At 54.0% G+C, this 16,081-nt stretch carries 12 protein-coding genes and 1 pseudogene; 4 read left to right on the forward strand and 9 right to left on the reverse strand.

Annotated features, from left to right (window positions below):
- Positions 1–86 precede the first annotated feature (86 nt).
- Positions 87–1,604, reverse strand: coding sequence for a dGTPase (gene dgt / locus HV037_RS19505; RefSeq protein WP_016155724.1), 1,518 nt, complete (start codon positions 1,602–1,604; stop codon positions 87–89).
- 83 nt (positions 1,605–1,687) lie between these two features.
- Here dgt and mtnN point away from each other — a divergent pair, with 83 nt between their 5' ends.
- The 3 genes from mtnN to HV037_RS19520 are packed head-to-tail and all read left to right on the forward strand — an operon-like array spanning position 1,688 to position 3,840.
- Positions 1,688–2,386 carry a 5'-methylthioadenosine/S-adenosylhomocysteine nucleosidase gene (gene mtnN, locus HV037_RS19510; RefSeq protein ID WP_016151752.1) on the forward strand — a complete coding sequence of 233 codons (699 nt, stop codon included), beginning with the start codon at positions 1,688–1,690 and terminating at the stop codon, positions 2,384–2,386.
- Entirely contained in the window at positions 2,379–3,179 is an 801-nt protein-coding gene (gene btuF, locus HV037_RS19515; RefSeq protein WP_016155723.1) for a vitamin B12 ABC transporter substrate-binding protein BtuF, read from the forward strand. Before mtnN ends, btuF begins: the two co-directional genes overlap by 8 nt.
- 37 nt (positions 3,180–3,216) lie before the next feature.
- Positions 3,217–3,840, forward strand: a complete 624-nt coding sequence (locus tag HV037_RS19520; RefSeq protein ID WP_006686772.1) for a TRIC cation channel family protein — start codon at positions 3,217–3,219, stop codon at positions 3,838–3,840.
- Between the two features lie 119 nt (positions 3,841–3,959).
- Here the strand turns inward: HV037_RS19520 and erpA are convergent, their stop codons facing one another.
- From erpA to clcA, 3 genes and pseudogenes are all read right to left on the reverse strand, one after another.
- The gene (gene erpA / locus HV037_RS19525) at positions 3,960–4,304 is read right to left on the reverse strand and encodes an iron-sulfur cluster insertion protein ErpA (protein ID WP_003018581.1); all 345 of its coding nucleotides are present in this window, start codon (positions 4,302–4,304) and stop codon (positions 3,960–3,962) included.
- Positions 4,297–4,362 (reverse strand): annotated as a pseudogene (gene yadW / locus HV037_RS24455) (small protein YadW). The gene erpA and the pseudogene yadW overlap by 8 nt, the downstream one beginning before the upstream one ends.
- Before the next feature lie 23 nt (positions 4,363–4,385).
- A complete protein-coding gene (gene clcA / locus HV037_RS19530) occupies positions 4,386–5,807 on the reverse strand; it encodes a H(+)/Cl(-) exchange transporter ClcA (protein WP_103283483.1) in 1,422 nt (473 codons plus the stop codon).
- Positions 5,808–5,975: 168 nt separating this feature from the next.
- Here clcA and hemL point away from each other — a divergent pair, with 168 nt between their 5' ends.
- On the forward strand, positions 5,976–7,256 hold the full coding sequence (gene hemL / locus HV037_RS19535; protein WP_103283482.1) for a glutamate-1-semialdehyde 2,1-aminomutase: 1,281 nt from the start codon (positions 5,976–5,978) through the stop codon (positions 7,254–7,256).
- 100 nt (positions 7,257–7,356) lie between these two features.
- Here hemL and fhuB read toward each other — a convergent pair whose 3' ends face one another.
- The 5 genes from fhuB to mrcB form a co-directional block, all read right to left on the reverse strand.
- Complete coding sequence (gene fhuB, locus HV037_RS19540) at positions 7,357–9,339, reverse strand: Fe(3+)-hydroxamate ABC transporter permease FhuB (protein WP_103283481.1); 1,983 nt, start codon at positions 9,337–9,339, stop codon at positions 7,357–7,359.
- Positions 9,336–10,226, reverse strand: a complete 891-nt coding sequence (gene fhuD, locus HV037_RS19545; RefSeq protein ID WP_019078397.1) for a Fe(3+)-hydroxamate ABC transporter substrate-binding protein FhuD — start codon at positions 10,224–10,226, stop codon at positions 9,336–9,338. Before fhuD ends, fhuB begins: the two co-directional genes overlap by 4 nt.
- Complete coding sequence (fhuC, locus tag HV037_RS19550; RefSeq protein WP_003845793.1) at positions 10,226–11,023, reverse strand: Fe3+-hydroxamate ABC transporter ATP-binding protein FhuC; 798 nt, start codon at positions 11,021–11,023, stop codon at positions 10,226–10,228. Before fhuC ends, fhuD begins: the two co-directional genes overlap by 1 nt.
- Before the next feature lie 47 nt (positions 11,024–11,070).
- Positions 11,071–13,305: a ferrichrome porin FhuA gene (fhuA, locus tag HV037_RS19555; protein ID WP_016155718.1), complete on the reverse strand. Its 2,235-nt coding sequence runs from the start codon at positions 13,303–13,305 to the stop codon at positions 11,071–11,073.
- 232 nt (positions 13,306–13,537) lie between these two features.
- Positions 13,538–16,078: a bifunctional glycosyl transferase/transpeptidase gene (gene mrcB / locus HV037_RS19560; RefSeq protein ID WP_016151745.1), complete on the reverse strand. Its 2,541-nt coding sequence runs from the start codon at positions 16,076–16,078 to the stop codon at positions 13,538–13,540.
- Between the last annotated feature and the right edge of the window lie 3 nt (positions 16,079–16,081).

Genomic DNA, 16,081 nt, shown 5'->3' on the forward strand with positions numbered 1-16,081 from the left:
CGTCAGAGTCGTTTTATAGCGCTAAGTTCCAGAATTGAGTTTAAGGAAAAAGTAAAATTTTATTGGCCGTCTTTACAAATGAGTATTTATTGTTCTACGGCCATCAAGCGACGATATTCATCCCAGGCATACAGATCGGTCATCCCGCTGATATAATCCTGAATCAGCCGGCAGCGATAATAATATTCCATTACCGAAAACTCAGCGCAACCCGTTGATATTTTACTAACCGCCTCGACATAAGCAAGGCGATGGCGAGTAGACAACTTCTGAAATAATCGTGATTCGATAGGAAAACGTTTAACTCTTTCATTGTCGACCAGCTCAGTAAAATCTGACTGGGACATTTTTAATAAAGGCTGATAGATCTCCAGCAACCCGCTGATCACCCGATACCCCTGCAATTCCAACTGCTCAACGTCCGGATGACTAAATACGTGTTTTACTGCCACATTTTTATAGACACCCAGCAACTGACTAAAGCTACTGGCATCTTCTAACAGGGCGTGATTAAAGCTGCCGTCAAAAACCTGCGGTAAATTATCAATAAACCGCTGGGCTGCATACGGCACCAGTTTATTCAGCGTATTGACGCGTAAATACATAAAGAACTGATCTTCCGTGCTCCGGCTTAATGTATTTGAACGTGATTTCTCCCAGGCATTCTCAACAACCTGACTAAACAGGGAACCTTTTTCGTGATGCCCCCACGCCTCATGCAGATGGTGATAAAGTTGTTCGACGCTAAAGATTCTTTTCTCAACGGCATCTTCCAGGTCGGCCACGCAATAAGAGATATCATCGGCAGCTTCCATTATCCAGGTTAATGGAAAGCGACTGTAGGGCGCTAATGATAATTCTTTACGTAACCGTTCAATATACGGTTCTTCAGAAAGGTAATAGCCCGGTTTCTTCATTAAATAGTCATGCGTAGTAGGCGTACTTCCGCGCCACCACGCCGGACGGGTATATTTTAAAATACCGCCAACTTGGGCCCAGGTAAGATTCATACGCATCAAAGTATGCACCAGACGAATCCCCTGGGCATTACCTTCAAAATGGCACAGGTCCTGGCGCACCTTACGGCGAATATCATTCAGCGACTCTTCGCCTTCGCGCAAACGTAACGCCGCCACCAGGCAGCGGTCATCGCTGAGGGGCTGACTTTCCGCGTCGGCGGGATACAGCCGCTGTCGGAACCAGTCATTAATCGCCGCTTCACCAAAATGACCAAACGGCGGATTGCCGATGTCATGCATCAGGCACGACATTTCGACAATACTCTCAAACGGTCCCGTCAGTTCATCCAGACCATACTGCTCCAGCAGTTTTAGTTCTTTCAGTCGGCTGAGGATCTCTTTAGCGATATAGCGCCCAACTTGCTGAACTTCCATCGAGTGCGTCAGGCGCGTGCGCACCGCCGCGTTACGCTCCAGCGGAAAAACCTGGGTTTTTTGTTGCAGTCGGCGAATAGCCGGAGAATTGATAATACGTCCACGATCGCTTTCGAAAATACGCAGGATCTCATGCTCCGTCTTCACGCCCTGCGGCGAACGGTAACGACGATGCCAGTTTATTTTTTTTCGGAAATCGATCTGTACCATATCCTCTCCCGCCTGAGAAATGCGCTACCCCTTAAGCGCATGATAGACTATGCCCTCAAATCTGGCTTATCGCGAGTAAATCTATGAAAATCGGCATCATTGGTGCAATGGAAGAAGAAGTTACGCTGCTGCGTGACAAAATCGAAAACCGTCAGACCCTCTCTCTCGGCGGTTGTGAAATTTACACCGGCCAACTGAACGGTACAGAGGTTGCGCTACTGAAATCAGGTATCGGTAAAGTGGCGGCGGCGCTGGGCGCTACGCTGCTGCTTGAACGCTGCAAGCCGGATGCCATCATTAACACCGGTTCCGCGGGCGGCCTGGCCTCTACGCTGAAAGTCGGCGATATTGTGGTTTCTGACGAAGCGCGCTATCACGATGCCGACGTCACCGCCTTTGGCTATGAATTTGGTCAGTTACCGGGCTGCCCGGCTGGTTTTAAAGCCGATCCTGCGCTGATTGCTGCAGCAGAATCCTGCATTGCACAACTCAATCTGAACGCCGTTCGCGGACTTATCGTCAGCGGCGATGCCTTCATTAATGGCTCCGTGGGTCTGGCTAAAATTAAGCATAACTTCCCGCAGGCCATTGCCGTTGAGATGGAAGCGACCGCGATTGCGCACGTTTGCCATAACTTCAATGTGCCGTTTGTCGTGGTTCGCGCCATCTCTGACGTCGCCGATCAGCAGTCCCATCTCAGCTTTGACGAGTTCCTGGTTGTTGCCGCGAAACAGTCAAGCCTGATGGTTGAAACGCTGGTACAGAAACTGGCGCATGGCTAAATTACTCTCCAGGGCGCTGGTCGCCCTGCTTTTCACTCTTCCGGCGTTCCTGTACGCCGCACCGCGTGTTGTGACGCTTTCTCCTGCCAATACCGAACTCGCCTTTGCCGCCGGCATTACACCCGTAGGCGTCAGTAGCTACTCAAACTACCCGCCAGCGGCCAAAAATATCGAGGAGGTTTCCACCTGGCAAGGTATGAACCTTGAACGCATTGTGGCGCTTAAACCGGATTTAGTCGTCGCCTGGCGCGGGGGAAATGCTGAGCGGCAGGTGAATCAGCTGACCGCCCTGGGAATTAAGGTCATCTGGGTGGACGCCGTTACCATCGAGCAGGTCGCCGATGCGCTCCGTCAGCTGGCAGCGTGGAGCCCAAAACCTGAGCAGGCCAAACAGGCGGCGCAAACCATGCTTGATGACTATGCTTTACTAAAATCTCGGTATGCCAACAAACCGAAAAAACGCGTGTTTCTCCAGTTTGGCGCAAATCCTCTGTTTACCAGTGGAAAAGGGTCCATTCAGCACGAAGTTCTTGAGGTATGCGGTGGAGAAAACATCTTTGCCGGCAGTCGGGTTCCCTGGCCACAGGTTAGCCGTGAGCAGGTCCTGGCACGAGCGCCCCAGGCTATTGTTGCAACCGGAGGGCCAGGCGAAACTCTGAAAATTGAACAATACTGGGGAAACCAGCTAAAAATACCCATTATTACACTTAATAGTGACTGGTTCGAACGCGCGAGCCCGCGTATTATCCTCGCCGCAAAACAACTCTGTAATGCGCTTTCACAGATAAATTAGCGCCTGCCCCCACCAGGTCTGTTGTGAGGATTTAAAAATGCTCGTCTATTGGCTGGATATTGTCGGCACCGCGGTATTTGCTATCTCTGGCGTCTTACTGGCCGGAAAATTGCGAATGGACCCGTTTGGCGTCCTGGTACTCGGGGTGGTTACCGCCGTTGGCGGCGGTACGATCCGCGATATGGCGCTGGATCATGGGCCGGTATTTTGGGTTAAGGATCCCACCGATCTGGTGGTGGCAATGATCACCAGCATGCTGACAATCCTGCTGGTACGTCAGCCACGACGTTTACCGAAGTGGATCCTTCCGGTGCTGGATGCCGTTGGCCTGGCGGTGTTCGTGGGGATTGGCGTCAATAAAGCATTTCTCGCCGGGACGGGCCCCCTGGTGGCGATTTGTATGGGGGTGATTACTGGCGTCGGCGGCGGGATCATTCGCGATGTGTTAGCTCGTGAAGTCCCGATGATTCTGCGCACCGAAATCTACGCCACGGCATGTATTATCGGCGGGATCGTGCATGCGACAGCGTTTTATACTTTTAATGTATCGCTAGAAAACGCCAGTATGATGGGGATGATCGTCACCCTGCTGATTAGGCTTGCCGCCATTCGCTGGCATTTGAAATTGCCGACGTTTGCTCTGGATGATAACGGGCGTTGATGTGATGATGCAGAACATGTAGGCCGGATAAGGCGTTTACGTCGCCAACCGGCACATTGCCCGGTGGCGCTACGCTTACCGGGCCTACACCATCAGACCATCGGTATTACAGGCAGCAATCAGATGCTGAAAGAAGAACCACACCCGCAGGTGCTTTTCGCATTGGGGTTAGTCACAACGAAGCGGGAACCTTCCAGACCTTCGGTATAGTCAACCGCGCCGCCCACCAGATATTGCAGGCTCATCGGATCAACCACCAGCCCCACACCTTGTTTCTCAATGGTCATATCACCATCGTTCACCTGATCATCAAAGGTGAAACCGTACTGGAAACCGCTGCAACCACCGCCGGTGATATACACGCGTAATTTCAGATTCGGGTTATCTTCGTCAGCGATCAGGCTTTTTACTTTATTGGCTGCTGCTTCAGTAAATTGCAGTGGCAGCGCTACGTCATCACTCATATTTTGCTCCAAACGACATTGGCAATTGGGCAAATTATAACCCAATGGTTAAGGCCATTATCTAATACCCTGGTATTTCGTTCAAGTATTCTCGCCAGCGGCGGTACTCTGGCTTTTTGCCGCCTGCTCCGCTTCCTGTTTTGCCAGCGTGCGGGCAAGGATAGTCGAGTATAGCGGCTTTCCACCCATAAATTGGGCTAATAGTGTTGCGCCAAGACAGGTAATAATCATTGGCAAAATGAGCTGATAGTTATCGGTCATCTCCAGCACCAGTACAATACCGGTTAGCGGTGCACGTACCGAAGCCGCCAGCAAAGCCCCCATTCCGGCAATGGCAAAGGTTCCGGCCTCCAGATGATACTGTGGAAAAGAGGCCGCCGCGGCCATACCGAACGCGGTGCCAAGTAATGTGCCCAACGCCAGCATCGGGGCAAAAATCCCACCGGGCGCGCCGGACGAGAAGCACAACAGCGTGGTGATCACCCGGGTAATAAATATAAACAGCAGTAAACCGACGCTAAAATTACCCGCCGCGGCGATAGGAATCAGGTTAAACCCGCCGCCTGCCGCTTCCGGTTTAATTAATCCCAGGATCCCGCACAGGCCACCAATCGCGCCACCCATCAGCACCCATTTTTTAATTTCACCGCCGTGGAAGCGCTGGAACATATCCTGGGTACGCAACACCATCGTGTTGAACAACGGCCCGACACAGCCAAAAATAAGCCCGAGCACAAGATACAGCCACAGCGTATTTACCGGCGCATTAGACAGCTTCCCGACTTCAATAATAGGTGCTTCACCGTTGAACACACGAAACACAATGCTCGACATAATAACGCCGGTAAACACGGCTTTGATCGAGACGAGGTTATAGCGAAACTGCGGGCGCATCTCTTCAATAATGAACAGGATCCCAGCCAGAGGCGCATTAAACGCCGCCGACAAACCCGCAGCCGCACCGGTGGCCAGCAGGGTATGTCGCGCTTCGGCGCTACGCATGCGGAAAATATCCAGCACCATGCGCCCAATGTTCCCGCCTATCTGTACGGTCGGCCCTTCTCGCCCGAGCACCATACCGGCTCCCAGCGTGCCCATGCCGCCAATAAATTTTACCGGCAGAACGCGCCACCAGCGCACAGGTCGTAGCTCTTCCAGCGCGCCTTCAATCTCAGGGATCCCCGAGCCTCCCGCTTCCGGCGCAAATTTACGAACCAGAAAATAGCCGACCATCGCCAGCAATGCAGAGAGAATAAACGCCAGCGGCCACAGCAGAATGGCATGGTCCGCAACCTGGGCCAGGACGCCAATGCGCTGATTTTGTACCCAGGTCACCGCTTTCTCAAATGCCACGCCAACAAGCCCCGTCACGGTACCGACAACGGCGGCCATCAACAGGATCGCCAGCGGCGTTTTGTCGCGTTCCAGGAGTCGACGGATTTGATCCCTGCGGCGTAAACGCACAATTTGTTGTGCTTCAAAAGAGGGAGAGTCAGTCTTCATCAGATGATCATTAATTGGTAATACAAATACGGAATCGGCATTCTACTCGCACATTTCACGAAAATCCCCTGCAAATCGCATTGTTTCAATTGCGTAAAACTTTCATAACCTTCTCTGAATAACTAGAATAGCGGGCATTTACTTTTTCTACGAACCAGGACCCCATCCATGAGTAAGTCTGAAAATCTCTACAGCGCAGCACGCGAACTTATCCCTGGCGGCGTTAACTCCCCCGTTCGCGCCTTTACTGGCGTGGGTGGTACTCCGCTGTTTATCGAAAAAGCGGACGGCGCGTATCTGTACGATGTCGATGGTAAAGCCTATGTCGATTACGTCGGTTCCTGGGGACCGATGGTACTGGGCCATAACCACCCGGCAATTCGCAATGCGGTGATTGAAGCCGCAGAGCGCGGTTTAAGCTTCGGCGCGCCGACCGAGATGGAAGTGAAAATGGCGGAGCTGGTCACTGAACTTGTGCCGACCATGGATATGGTGCGTATGGTGAACTCCGGTACGGAAGCGACGATGAGCGCAATCCGTCTGGCGCGCGGTTTCACCGGTCGCGATAAGATCATCAAATTTGAAGGCTGCTATCACGGTCATGCCGACTGCCTGCTGGTTAAAGCTGGTTCCGGCGCGTTAACGCTGGGTCAGCCAAACTCCCCGGGCGTTCCAGCCGATTTCGCGAAACACACCCTGACCTGCACCTACAACGATCTCTCTTCAGTTCGTGCGGCATTCGAACAGTATCCGCAGGAGATCGCCTGCATTATCGTTGAGCCGGTCGCAGGCAACATGAACTGCATCCCGCCGCTGCCAGAATTCCTGCCGGGCCTGCGTGCCCTGTGTGATGAGTTTGGCGCACTGTTGATCATCGATGAAGTCATGACCGGTTTCCGCGTGGCACTGGCCGGTGCGCAGGATTATTACGGCGTCGTTCCGGATCTGACCTGCCTTGGCAAAATCATCGGTGGCGGGATGCCCGTTGGCGCATTCGGCGGTCGCCGTGATGTGATGGACGCGCTGGCGCCAACCGGTCCGGTTTATCAGGCGGGTACGCTTTCAGGTAACCCGATTGCGATGGCGGCAGGCTTTGCTTGTCTGAACGAAGTGGCCCAGCCGGGTATTCATGAAACGCTGAACAAACTGACGACGCGTCTGGCGGAAGGTCTGCTGGAAGCCGCCGCAGAAACGAATATTCCGCTGGTGGTTAACCATGTGGGCGGGATGTTCGGGATTTTCTTCACCGATGCAGAAACCGTGACCTGCTATCAGGATGTGATGGCATGCGACGTTGAACGCTTCAAGCGTTTCTTCCACATGATGCTGGATGAAGGGATTTACCTGGCGCCGTCCGCCTTCGAAGCGGGCTTTATGTCCGTCGCGCACAGTGAAGACGATATCAATAACACCATCGACGCCGCGCGCCGGGTGTTTGCGAAATTGTAAAAGAGAACATCCAGAAATAACGTAGGCCGGGTAAGGCGAAGCCGCCACCCGGCTTTTTCATTGCCGGATGGCGACGCAGCCTAAATGGAAGAGATTAACCTCAGCGACTCTGCTTACGTAGCAGATAGATAAAGTACGGCGCGCCAATAAACGTCGACAGTAATCCTGCCGGGATCTGATACGGAAACAGCACCATCCTGCCGCACCAGTCAGCAAAGACCAGCAGCACACCTCCCGCCAGCGCCGAAATCAGCATATGCGGCATCGCCCGACGAAAACCCATCATTCGGGCAATATGCGGAGCCATCAGCCCGACAAAACTCAACGGTCCAATGGTCATGGTTGCTGTCGCCGTTAGCCCCGCAGCCAACAGCAGTAACCCTACGCGTGACGGCGTGATCGCCATACCCACCGCACGCGCCGTATCGCCGCCGAGCGGTAAAATCGTCAGCCAACGACGACACAGCGGTGTCAGTGCCAGCAGGATAACCATCACAATCCCGGTGCGCAGTACCTGTTCGCCCGTCGCGTTATAGGTTGAGCCGGAGATCCAGGTCAGCACGCCCGCCATACGCGGATCGCCGCTGGCCTGCAGCATCATCAACAACATAGTAAACGCCGTACTGATCGCCATCCCTGCCAGCAGCATACGGTGCGGCGAAAAACCACCGCGCCCGGCGGCAATCATAATGATAAGCAAGGTGACCGCAGCCCCGAGACTCCCTGCGGGCAGCAGCCAGCCAAATGCATTTCCGGGGACCAGAAACAGCATTAACACCACGCCAAATGCCGCGCCGGAGCTAATGCCCAGAACTTCCGGGCTCGCCATTGGGTTTCCGGTCAGACGCTGAATAATACAACCCGCTACCGCCAGCATCACCCCGGCAATCAACGCCGCCAGAATACGTGGCCAGCGCCAGGGCATCAGTTCATCCAGCATCGCGCCGCTGGCCCATGTCCAGCCGTGCGCATCGCGGCCAAACGACAGCGCCACCACCAGAGTCAGCAGCAAAACCACCCCGCCCGCCAGCGCAAACATCAGTACATTCTGACGCTCCGCGGCGATACGGTTGCTGGCATTCATATCCGGTGCGCTCATACTTCTAAGGCGCGGCAACAACCACAGCAGCAATGGCGCGCCAATCAGCGCCGTCACCGAACCGGTGGAGACCTCCATCCATACGCGGGTCAGCCACAGAATGATTTGGTCAGAGAGCCAGAGGATCAACGCACCAATCAGCGGGGCCAGCATCAGACGCGCCAACAGACGCCGCGCGCCGAGCATTTTCGCCAGCAGCGGTGCAAAGAGGCCAATAAAGCCGATAATCCCAACCGCGTTAACCAGCAAGGAGCTGATGACAATCGCCAGCGATAAGGCCGCCAGGCGCGCCAGCGACAACGCCAGACCGAGGTTACGCGCCACGCCGTCATCCAGTCCCATCAGCGTCATTGGACGCAACAGCAGCAGAGTCAGCATCACGCCGCCCAGCAGCTGTGGCCACAGTCGCTGTACGCCGCTCCAGTCGGTTTGGGTTAGCGTGCCGCTGCTCCATAAAAACATGCTTTGCAGTTGATCGTGATGGAAGATAACCATCAACTGGTTAATCGCCCCGCAGTACAGGCTGACCACCAGTCCGGCGAGGATTAACGTCACCGGAGAAAGACGTTTGCCCCAGGCGACGCCAAACACCAGCGCCCCAACGACACAAGCACCTGCCAGCGCAGCAAATTGCGTGGTGAGCGCACCGGGAATAGCCCACAGCGTCGTGACGGTAATGCCCAACTGCGCACCGGTCGCAACGCCTAGCGTGGTTGGCTCCGCCAGTGGGTTACGCAGCACCTGCTGAAACAATACGCCGACCAGTCCCAGCCCGGCACCGACCAACAGCGAAATCGCCAGCCTCGGCAGCAGGCTGTAGTGGAAAACCATCTGTTTAATGGCATCGATATCCGGTGACCAGATAGCCTGTTGCCACTGGTTGCGCGGTAGCGCAACGGAGAAGTTAACCCATGTGAGCCAACAGGCGGCAACAAACAGAACCGTCAGCAGGAGAATGGGGAACAGCGCGATACGTTTACTCACGCTTTGCCTCCCAGCGCATTATCCAGAATGCGGGCAAAATGCATGGCTGATAGCGTTGCGCCATAGAACCAGACGGCCGGCACGCGCTGAAAACGTCCACTGCGAACAAAGGGCATCGCCTGCCACAACGGCGTAGACATCAGTGCAGCCATCTCTTTATCGTTGCCGTGATCAAAGCACAATACATCGACATCCTGAAAAGCAGCCAGACGGTCAATACTCACGGCAGTGCTGCCCCAAAAGTTTGTCTCTCCCTGCCAGGCGTTAGGGATCCCATATTCGTCCAGCACGTCCTGAAACAGGCTGTTTGGGCCAAACACCAGCATATGCCGCGAATCAAGCAGAGAGGTGAGAAGCACAGGGCGCGCGCCGCGTTGAATGAAGCGCGGCTTCAGGCTGGCAATAAAACGATCGTACTCAGTCAGATGGCGTTCAGCAGAGGCCTGCAGATTGAACAATTGCGCCATTTCCTGCAGCGATTGTCGCGCAACGACCAGCGGTTTTTTACCGTCGCTGAAGTTAAATCCCCGACCAGGTGCAATACGTGCCAGCTTTTCAGGGGAAGGACCATAGCCTGCCGACCAGAGCAGAAACGAGGGTTTCATTTCGGTTAGCAGTTCGAGATTGGGTTCCGTGCGTAGCCCGACATCAATCACCGAGTCCGGTAGAGGTGGCTCACTGACCCACAGCTTGTAGTTAGGGATATCCGCAATGCCATACGGCGTAATACCCAGCGCCAGCAACAGCTCTACCGGCAGCCATTCCAGCGCCACAATACGCTGCGGATCAATCGCCGCGGCGGACGCCGTATTCATCCGCCACAGCAGCGGCGAGAGCGCCATCGCCGTAAGCAGACGCCGACGGGTAATATGATGTAATTCAATCATTAATAGACAAAACTCACGGGTGCGGCACCGGCCGGATGCGGCAAAATGCCCATCGGGATACCGTAAATCTGTTCCAGAGTTTCACTGCGCATCAGTTCAGCAGGCGTTCCTTGCGCAATCATTTCACCACCGCGCAGCGCAACTAAGTAATCGCAGTAGCGGGCCGCCATGTTGATATCATGCAGCACCGCAATCACCGTTAGCCCACGCTGCTGGCTTAAGCGATGCACCAGCGCCAGCACGTCAACCTGATGAGCGATATCCAGCGCGGAAGTCGGCTCATCAAGCAGCAGACAGCGGCTGTCCTGCGCCACCAGCATGGCAATCCACGCACGCTGGCGTTCTCCGCCGGACAGGCTATCCACCAGGCGGTGCGCCAGCGGTTTTAAGCCGACCAACGAAATAGCTTCTTCTACTTTCTCTCTGTCGGCAACGCCAAAACGTCCCAGCGCCCCGTGCCACGGATAGCGGCCAATCGCCACCAGTTCACGCACCGTCATCCCTTCGGCCTGCGGCAACTGCTGCGGCAGATAGGCGACCTTGCGGGCAAACGCTTTACTGCTCCAGTTCTCCAGCGGCTGTTCGTCGAGCAGGATTTCACCTTCCGACGGCGGCTGATGACGTCCCAGCATTTTCAATAACGTCGATTTTCCGGACCCGTTGTGACCGATAAGGCCGGTCACTTTCCCCACTGGAAAAGTTAATGAGAGAGGATGCAACAGCGTGCGGCCAGGCACACGAAAGGAGACATTACGCAACGCGAAAGTGGTGTCGGGATGGGATCTGTTTTCCTGCATAGCAGCCAACTTGTAAAACGGGCACGCAAAGCGTGCCCAAAAAGAAATTAGAAACGGAAGGTTGCGGTTGCAACGACCTGACGTTCTGCGCCCCAGAAGCAGCCATAGGTTTGGAAGCAACTAGAAACGTATTCACGATCCAGCAGGTTGGTAACGTTGACAGCAACACTAGAGCCAGCCATACCAAAACGCGCTAAATCGTATTTCACGACAGCATCCATTACAGCAGCACTTCCCACTTTAAAGGTGTTTGCAGGATCGCCATAGCTTGAACCGATAAAACGTCCACCGGTTCCCAGGGTCAGTCCCGACAGAACGCCTTCGTTAAAGGTATAGTCGCCCCAGAGTGATGCCATATTTTCAGGAACTTGTTCTACGTTGTTCCCTTTGAGATTGGTGTCCTTAGTGTACTCCGCATCAGTGTAAGTATATGAAGCAGTCACATTGATATTGGCATTCAAGGCCGCTTTAGCTTCAAATTCAAAGCCCTGAGAACGTACTTCGCCTGACGGAACTTGCAGATTCGAGTTGGTCGGATCGGTTGTCAGCGTATTCGTCTTCGTCAGATGATATGCCGCAGCCGTAATAACCACAGGCAGATCTTTCGGCACATATTTTACACCCGCTTCATACTGTTCACCCTTGGATGGCGCAAAAGCCATGCGTGGAGTGCTGTAGAGATCGAATGCGTTTGGTTCAAATGACTGGCTATAGCTAACGTACGGAGAAATACCATTATCAAACAGGTAGTTTACACCGCCACGCCATGTGAACTGATGATCGTTACGCTCAATATAACCCGCTTGCGGAGTGGTTGAATTCTGACGAATCGTCGTCGCTTGCTGTGACCAGTCATAACGACCACCCAGCGTAAAGACCCACTTATCCCATTCCGCCTGATCCTGGATGTAGATACCGGTTTGTTTGGTTTCGTTCATCTGATAAGGCTCGGTAGAGTCGAAATCAAAATCTTCCAGAGGCTGTGGGTTATAAAGATCCAGAACAGGAGCTGTGCCAAATTTAGCATTGATATCATTACGCATACGCATGAAGTCAACACCTGTCAGCAACGTATGGTCCACCGTTCCTGTCGCGAAATTGCTCTGCAACTGGGTATCAACACTGAAGTTCTGCAAGCGTTCATCATCGACAACCGTGCCACGACCAAGATAATGGTCGCGCTGATCGGCCGGAATTGCCTGGCAAGGCGCGTTAAACGCATTTGTTGTACAGATACCCGTACCGTACACGCTCTGCTGCGACGTTTTCATTTCAGCAAAACGTAAATTCTGCCGGACAGTGAAGGTGTCATTAAAGTCGTGTTCAAAGCTGTACCCCACCATTTTCTGATTGCGGGAATAAGTGTTATTTGAAGCACCTTCATTAAAATCAGTCGGCAAACGCTTGCCGTTAGGTAGCGGTTCAACCGTACCTTCCTTCGGCAACCAACCGTAGTAACCCGTTTCGGGTTCATTCTGGAAATAAGAAAGGAATGTAAAGTTAGTCTTGTCGTCAGGACGCCATGAGAAGGACGGAGCAACGGTATAACGCTGTGATTCAGAACCTTGCTGCTGCTCATTTGTGGAACGAGCCAGACCGGTTAAACGGTAAGAGAATTCACCGTTATCATCCAATGCATCACTAAAATCAAACCCTGTCTGGAACAGATTATTTGTTCCCATTTTAAACTGAACTTCTTTTAGCGGCTCGGTGGTTGGACGTTTGCTGACCATCGAAATAATACCGCCAGGGTTACTCTTACCGTACAACACGGAAGTTGGCCCACGCATCAACTCTACACGCTCCAGCATGTAAGGATCGATAACCGCGTCGTTATAGAAGTTCCCTTGTAGCTTCAGACCATCCAGATAGTTGTTCTGGCTTAAACCGACAGAGGTAAAACCACGGATGCTGACAAAATCGTATGTATTTGAAGCACCACGGTTACTGACCACAACCCCTGGGGTATAACCCAGCGCTTCCTTGACGGAACGAGACTGATGGATCTGCATCTCTTCGTTTGTCACTACCGAAACAGACTGTGGCGTCTTTTCGATCGGCGTGTCGGTTTTGGTAGCGGTGGCGGAACGCTTCGCGGCAATTGTCGGCGAAGGCCCCCATGCGCTTTCTTGTGCGGCAGGAGCAGCAGTTACGGTGATGGTTTCTTCTTTCGGGTCAACCGCCGCCTGTGCATAGACAGACATGCCGCTAACCGCTGTGGCTACCACTACTGCGATTTTACGCAGCGATGAACTTGGCTGAGCAGTTTTAAGACGCGCCATTGGTATTTCTCTGATGAAAGTGAATGATAACGTAAACGAGAATTATTATTATAACGGCAGCATAATATTCGAAACTCTGGCGAGATAGCAAGCAATACGCGTCCCTACTAAAACTGAGGGGTTAAGAAATAACCAGATGAAAAGAAAGGGTTAATAAATTAGGCTGGAATGTTATTCGGCCCTGAGAATGGACCAAAGAAGAAAAACCCGCCGAAGCGGGTTTTGAGCAATATCAGTTACTGCCGAACATATCCTTTATCCAGCCAGCGACACCGTCGCTATCTTTCTTTTCCTGCTGCGCCGGTTGTTGCTGCTGCTGTTGAGGCTGCTGCTGCGGCGTTGACTGATCGAACGGATTCCCGGTCGGCTGTTGCATCATTTCACCCTGCTGACACAGCGAATCAGGATCGGTAGTCCATACCGGAAGCGTACGCATCCCCCCGCTACAAACAAAGTTACCGTCGTAGTCCACGCCCATATCCACCACATCTTCCGGCGGCGTCAGCACCAGCGGTGTTGGCGTCTGGTTGGCAAGATAACGCTGATAAATCGACATCGCACCGCTGGCACCGTACAGCTTGGTTGGCTGGTTGTTATCACGGCCCACCCAGGTGATGGTTACCTGGCTGCCGTCGATCCCGGCAAACCAGGTATCCACGTTGTTGTTAGTGGTCCCGGTTTTCCCTGCCAGATGAAGCCCAGGATATTTCGCGCCAAGCTGGCGGCCCGTACCACGCTGAACCACCTGTTGCATGGTCCACAGCGTCATATACGCCGCCTGCGCCGGAACGGCACGCTCGGCCTGCGGGAAGCTCTGATACAGCACCGTCCCATCTTCGGCAATCACCGAACGCAGCGCCGACAGCGGCGCGCGGTTCCCGCCGCTGGCGATAGTCTGGAACGCCTGCGCCACTTCGATCGGCGTCAGGTTCAACGCCCCCAGCAGCATGGCTGGAACCGGGTTAAGCTGATCTTTCGGCGCGCCCAGCTTCAGCCAGGTATCGGTGACGGCAGGCAGGCCCAGCGCCATCCCCAGATTTACCGTTGGCACGTTCATTGAGCGCGTTAACGCATCCACCAGCATCACTTTTCCGCTTTCGCTATAGCGACGGTCATCGTTCTGCGGCGACCACACCTGGCCGTTAGGCTGGCGCAGCGCAATCGGGGCATCGGCAATCCAAGTATTTAGACGATACAGCTTCGGCTGGCTGAGCGCGGTCAGATAGGTCGCTGGTTTAGCCAAAGAACCAATCGAACGACGTGCCTGCATCGCACGGTTATAACCAGCGAACTGCGGTTCTGCCCCACCAACCATGGCACGCACTTCGCCGCTAAAGCGGTCGACCACCACAATCGCGGTTTCCAGATCGCTCAGCTTACGTTGTTTCTTCAGCACCGGAATACCTTCCACCGCCGCTTTTTCTGCAGCATCCTGCGCCACGGAATCAAAGGTGGTGAAAATCTTCACGCCGGAGAGGTCTTTAACTTTATCGCCCAGCTTTGCCTGTAGCTCCTGGCGCACCATCTGCATAAAGGCGGGCTGCGGTGAGATCACCCCACCACGCGGCTGTACGCCTAACGGACGCGCGCTCAGCATGTCATACAGATCCTGGTCGATAATCTGCTGCTGTTGTAGTAAACGCAGCACCAGGTTACGACGCTCCAGTGCCAGCTTCGGGTTACGCCACGGGTTATAGATTGACGCTCCTTTAACCATCCCTACCAGCAGCGCCTGCTGGTCGAGGCTCAGCTCTTCCACCGGACGGCCAAAGTAGTAGAGGCTCGCCAGCGGGAAGCCGCGGATCTCATTGTCACCGCTTTGACCGAGATAGACTTCGTTCATGTACAGCTCAAGAATGCGGTCTTTGCTGTAACGCGCATCCATGATCAGCGCCATATAGGCTTCGTTGGCCTTACGCCAGTAGGAACGTTCGCTGGACAGGAACAGGTTTTTCACCAGTTGCTGGGTCAGCGTACTGGCCCCTTGTACCGTGCGCCCCGCCGTCAGGTTCGCCAGCACCGCGCGGCCAATGGAATAGAGGCTGATACCGTCATGCTCATAGAAGTGACGATCTTCGGTCGCCAGCAGCGTGTCCACCAGCAGATCCGGGAATCCACTGCGCGGGACAAACAGGCGCTGCTCACCGTTAGGCGAAGAAAGCATGGTAATCAGCCGCGGATCGAGACGGAAGAAACCGAACTGGCGGTTGTTATCCATATTCTCGATGGTATCCAGATGGTCGCCATCAAAGGTCAGACGCGCGCGCACCTGTCCTTCTTTACTGTCCGGAAAATCAAACGGACGACGGATCATCTCGATGCTTTTCGCCTGCACGGTGAATTCGCCAGGGCGCGTCATCTTCGTCACCTGACGATACTGCGTAGCCTCCAGCAGTTTCACCATCTCGTTCTTGCCGATCGGCATTTCTGGCTCAAGGTTAACCATACGGCCATATACTGCCGCAGGAAGCTGCCAGACTTTACCATCTATACGGCTGCGGATTTTTTGGTCCAGATAAACGCCGTAAATGGCGATCAGCACCAAAAAAACAATCGACAGTTTTACCAGCAGCCAGAACCAGCCGCGTTTACCACGAGGCTTACGCCCTTTGCCTTTACCCTTACGCGGCATCGGTTCTTCATCCTCATAGTCATCATCATCATAATCGTCGTCATACTCTTCATCTCTGAGTTGACGACGGCTCACCTTTTGTTTCACCGGACGCGAGGGTTTCCCTTTACGTCCAATTGGCTCGCGGTCATTCCCCGCCATGCT

Source organism: Citrobacter sp. RHBSTW-00017 (assembly GCF_013797615.1).
Lineage (GTDB): Bacteria > Pseudomonadota > Gammaproteobacteria > Enterobacterales > Enterobacteriaceae > Citrobacter > Citrobacter braakii.

Bases quoted from the DNA above. Each gene is read 5' to 3' on its own strand.
- mtnN (WP_016151752.1), top strand. From the start codon at position 1,688: ATGAAAATCGGCATCATTGGTGCAATGGAAGAAGAAGTTACGCTGCTG.
- fhuC (WP_003845793.1), bottom strand. From the start codon at position 11,023: ATGCAGGAAAACAGATCCCATCCCGACACCACTTTCGCGTTGCGTAAT.
- btuF (WP_016155723.1), top strand. From the start codon at position 2,379: ATGGCTAAATTACTCTCCAGGGCGCTGGTCGCCCTGCTTTTCACTCTT.
- fhuA (WP_016155718.1), bottom strand. From the start codon at position 13,305: ATGGCGCGTCTTAAAACTGCTCAGCCAAGTTCATCGCTGCGTAAAATC.
- dgt (WP_016155724.1), bottom strand. From the start codon at position 1,604: ATGGTACAGATCGATTTCCGAAAAAAAATAAACTGGCATCGTCGTTAC.
- mrcB (WP_016151745.1), bottom strand. From the start codon at position 16,078: ATGGCGGGGAATGACCGCGAGCCAATTGGACGTAAAGGGAAACCCTCG.
- erpA (WP_003018581.1), bottom strand. From the start codon at position 4,304: ATGAGTGATGACGTAGCGCTGCCACTGCAATTTACTGAAGCAGCAGCC.
- fhuD (WP_019078397.1), bottom strand. From the start codon at position 10,226: ATGATTGAATTACATCATATTACCCGTCGGCGTCTGCTTACGGCGATG.
- HV037_RS19520 (WP_006686772.1), top strand. From the start codon at position 3,217: ATGCTCGTCTATTGGCTGGATATTGTCGGCACCGCGGTATTTGCTATC.
- clcA (WP_103283483.1), bottom strand. From the start codon at position 5,807: ATGAAGACTGACTCTCCCTCTTTTGAAGCACAACAAATTGTGCGTTTA.
- hemL (WP_103283482.1), top strand. From the start codon at position 5,976: ATGAGTAAGTCTGAAAATCTCTACAGCGCAGCACGCGAACTTATCCCT.